General features: G+C 43.3%; 4 protein-coding genes and 1 pseudogene. 2 read left to right on the top strand and 3 right to left on the bottom strand.

What is annotated here, in order from left to right; all coding sequences use genetic code 11:
* The 3 genes from BGL89_RS09515 to BGL89_RS09505 form a co-directional block, all read right to left on the bottom strand.
* On the bottom strand, positions 1–186 hold a 186-nt coding region (locus tag BGL89_RS09515; protein WP_286825508.1), incomplete at its 3' end, for a DUF433 domain-containing protein.
* Between the two features lie 148 nt (positions 187–334).
* Positions 335–742 (bottom strand): hypothetical protein, encoded by a 408-nt coding sequence (locus BGL89_RS09510; RefSeq protein ID WP_012265270.1) that lies wholly within the window; start codon positions 740–742, stop codon positions 335–337.
* A gap of 2 nt (positions 743–744) precedes the next feature.
* Positions 745–1,143, bottom strand: a complete 399-nt coding sequence (locus tag BGL89_RS09505) for a hypothetical protein (protein WP_002746868.1) — start codon at positions 1,141–1,143, stop codon at positions 745–747.
* Between the two features lie 198 nt (positions 1,144–1,341).
* Here BGL89_RS09505 and BGL89_RS09500 point away from each other — a divergent pair.
* Both BGL89_RS09500 and BGL89_RS09495 read left to right on the top strand, forming a co-directional pair.
* Positions 1,342–2,102, top strand: a pseudogene (locus tag BGL89_RS09500) (J domain-containing protein).
* A gap of 90 nt (positions 2,103–2,192) precedes the next feature.
* Complete coding sequence (locus BGL89_RS09495; protein ID WP_286825507.1) at positions 2,193–3,641, top strand: serine/threonine-protein kinase; 1,449 nt, start codon at positions 2,193–2,195, stop codon at positions 3,639–3,641.
* Positions 3,642–4,131: the final 490 nt, after the last annotated feature.

The following is a 4,131-nucleotide window of genomic DNA, read 5'->3' as shown; positions in this document are numbered from 1 at the left end:
TCTTGCTGCAAATTGCATACAGGCATAAATATCTTCTCGATTCAGAGAGGGATATTCTTCAAGGACTTCTTCAATAGAATCCCCTGCTCCCCAAAATTCCATAACTGTTTGCACCGGAATTCGAGTTCCAGCTATAACAGGTCTTCCATTACAAATATCTGGATGGATATGGATACGACTTTCCATTAAGGTTTTGTTACTTACTTGATGATCTAAAGTAAGCTTATTATACCCTTTCATAGTAACAGGTAAGGATGTTGGGTTTCCTTAAAATCGATCGCTGCAACGGTAGGACTTGCATTAGGGAACGCACCCTACCAGAGCGGCTATCATACTATTCCCAAGTTAGAGTTATACCTTCTAGGTTACATACTCTCTGAATAGTTTCCAGTTTACTTTCAGTCAATTTCCCAAATAGGTGAACTCTCATTTTATGTTTGGGATAATACTGTCCATAACTCTTTATTTGTCCAATCGCTGATTTCCAGCCTTTTGTATTTTTAACTTCAATTATTTCCGTATTAGTTAAGACATCTATTCTACCTACCTTATCAATGTAAACCTCGGTTTTTCCTCCTAATTCTCTAGCAAGTTTGTCCCGATACCAAGCCTCTGTCCCCTTTACAGGAGTATTTATCTCCGGCTCAATAACTATGCCATTAAGCTGATTAATAAAGTCCCGAATTGCTCCTCTTACTAATTTTTGAGCAGCATTGGGGGACTGTCTTTTCCGTTTAGCCATTCTTACTCAGTGAATAATTTAGAGATACCATACCCAGCCAAACCAATTACTGCTCCTACTGCCGCTACGGGAGCCATTGTAACTGCAACCGCCGTTCCTCCTACTGCTAATCCCATACCTCCAACCAATGCCGATATACCGGCTCCAGCACCCGCACCAATTGCCGCTGCTCCAATTGCCGTTGCGTCTTGTTCTTCTATTGCTTTCTTGGTTCCGTAAACTGCTGTGCCGACAACTGCTCCTGCCGCTGCTACTGGAGCCATACCGACTCCTAGAGCAGTTCCTCCTACAGCCAGTCCCATACCTCCAACCACTGCCGATGCACTGGCTCCAATCGCCGTACCCACTCCCACTGAAATCATTGCCTCTTGAACTTCTTCTGGCTTATTTTTGTCCGTCATTATTTTGCCTCATTTTTTAGGTTTAACTAATTATACAGAAACTTTCCGAATAACCAGAGTAAGGATATGGGGAAACTTTCGGCATATCACCCCGTTTTGTGGATTCCTGACAATCAGCTGAGATACAAAGAACTTTTCAGCGACCATAGCACCAATTATAATTCTTCGAGTAACTCAGCAGACTAACTAAAAGTTGCGATGGCGGAGCAAATTCTTTCTCTCCTCTTGTACCTCATTCTCATTTTAACGGCTTTTTGGTTTATTAGCCCCCAAAAAAAGCCCCGTAGTCATCCCACCTATCATCTTGCTTGTTTGCTGGAAGATGCTCCTGAAAGCTCTTTAAAGGGTCAATTTTATCCCTTGGCTACTCCTTTGGCTACCCCGATCGCTTGTACTGTTCCGCAAGTCTGGCGCGGTTTCTATCAGCAGTCTCTGGCAAAACCAGATATTAACTATTGGCAATGGCGCAGTATGCCTGAAAAGGAGCAGTTTTGTCGGGAATTACGGGAATTATTGCAATTAAATCCGGCTAGAGGTTACGCTAAGGAAATTCTGGAAAGTCTGGCCTTGGGTCAAGATCCTTTTTATCATCTTTACTGGGATCTAAAAGCGATCGCTAATGGGAACTTTAACACTATCGGGGCCAATAAAATAGCCTATGGCAGATTTGCCCAGCGAGATTTGCGAACTCATCAGCAGATGCGGAAAGATTTTCGTCAATGGCATCTACAAGCTTGTCAACAGTTGGGAAAAGAGCGGGTTAAAGCGGTTTATCGGCTGTGTTATGGGGCAGATTGGTCATTAATCGCCCAAATTCTCTATCCTTCGCCCCGTTCCTTGGCCGTACGGAAATCACCGCCCATCTTAATCGCGCCTACGATTGTTATCAAAGTTTTCAGGAGATGAGTAGTCAAGATAATGGCGCTTTCTGGACGAAAATCCGTCGCTGGATTCCTTAGACTTGACTCTAGTTTTTCCCTTGACTTTTTCCTTAACAAAAGAATGTTAGTCTAGGAACAATTTATGACCACGCTTGCACTCTCAGGGTAATGAATCTAGTGCTTTTAAACAATCGCTACCAAATTGTTAGTACCCTTGCTAGGGGGGGATTTGGGGAAACTTATATCGCTATCGATACGAATATGCCTTCTCAACGGCGCTGTGTGATTAAAAAATTGCAGCCAGCTATTCAAAGTGAGGAGATGCCAGAATGGTTAAAAGAACGTTTTCAGAAAGAAGCAAGCGTTTTAGAGGAATTGGGGGAACAAAATCGCCAAATACCCCGTTTATACGGTTATTTTGCCCAAGATAATCATTTCTATCTGGTGCAGGAATGGATTGAAGGGGAGACACTAACCCAAAAACAGCAACGACAGGGAAATTTATCCTCCTCAGCAGTGCGGACGATTTTAGATAATTTACTGCCTGTTCTTGATTTTATTCACAGTCGCCGCATTATTCACCGGGATGTGAAACCCGATAATATTATCTTAAGAAATAGTGATAATTTGCCCGTTTTAATCGATTTTGGGGTAATGAAAGAAGCAGTCGCCACCTTACTCGATCCTACGGGAAAAAGTGCCTATTCGATCGCCCTTGGCACGCCCGGTTATATGGCTTCGGAACAGGCTGCTGGGAGACCGGTCTTTTCTAGTGACCTTTACAGCCTAGGCTTAACGGCGATTTTTTTATTAACGGGAAAAACTCCCCAATATCTAGAAACTGACTCGCGTACGGGGGAAATTCTCTGGCGACAGGAGGCAGAAAATGTTAATCCTAATTTAGCTATGGTAATCGATCGAGCGATCCGTTTTCATCCCCGGGATCGGTTTGCTACTGCCAGGGAAATGTTGGCAGCTTTGGGAGAAATCTCCCCCGATTTGTCCACCCAACCGACTATCGCGGTTTCTCCCCATAGTCCCCGATTAAAGTCCTCTACACCCCCAAAACCAACCGTCTCCCCCACTATGGTTATTCAACCCAATTTTGGGGAAAAAAAGAATACTTGGCTGTCGATTTTGCTGATTTTTGCGGTGACAATTGGGGCTTTTGCCCTAGGATATCGGGGATTTATGGCTCTTTTACCCAAAAATGAGGAAATTGAACCATCACCAACTCTCGAACCTTCTCCTAGTCCTGAAATCATTCCTCCTCCCTCCCAAGATTTTCCCCCTATCCGACGACCTTCTCGTCAACGGACTCCCATTTATTCCCCGACTCCTACCCCATCCCCGACTCCTACCCCAGAGGTGATTCCTAGTCCAGAAGCGACTCCAGAATTAACTCCTAGTCCCACCCCAGAAGAAGTAATTCCTATTCCTGTTCCCCTTCCTGAAACGGAGCCAAGTCCTCAAGTTTCTCCCCTTCCTTCTCCTTCCCCTTCTCCTTCTCCTTCTCCTGTTCCAGAGGTGATTAATCCCCCAGTTAATGAGGATAAAATTGAACCGATCGCTCCTCCTGTTTTATCACCTTCTCCTCCTGAAGAAAATAGTAATTAATAGACTGCTTGCAGAAGTCGGAAAGGGGAAGATGATAATTTTTTCTTAAACCTTTGCCCTTTTACCTACAATGAAAGAGAGCTACTGTTTAGGCTTAATTCTTCTGATTCTATCTGCTCTGCCAGTTGAAGTATAGATTGTTATCTCTATCTTCAAAAAAAAACACCCGATACTTACCTACTCGCAATCTTAGTTCATCTCTTCCGTAAAGGGGTTTAATATCTAATTTTGTAGAATCCTAAATCAAAGTATCCAAAGCTTCAAGAATACGAATTTGATCATTTTTTGGCATTCTTTCTAAGTAGCGCTCTGCTTGTCTAAGTAGAATATAATCAGCCAAGTTTATCTCCAAATAATTTGTATTTTAATTCTGTTGAAGTGATTCCAGTATCTCGACTGGATAAATAATCTTGCCATGCTGCTTGGCTTTCAGCAAGTTCTTCGGCTGGAATGATCTCATCGTCATCTTTTGGCGCTAGGGTCGGCTTGA

The organism is Microcystis sp. LSC13-02, assembly GCA_002282935.1.
GTDB lineage: Bacteria > Cyanobacteriota > Cyanobacteriia > Cyanobacteriales > Microcystaceae > Microcystis.
Note: the sequence above shows the minus strand (reverse complement) of the source record. Positions and strands in the feature narration are given on the sequence as shown.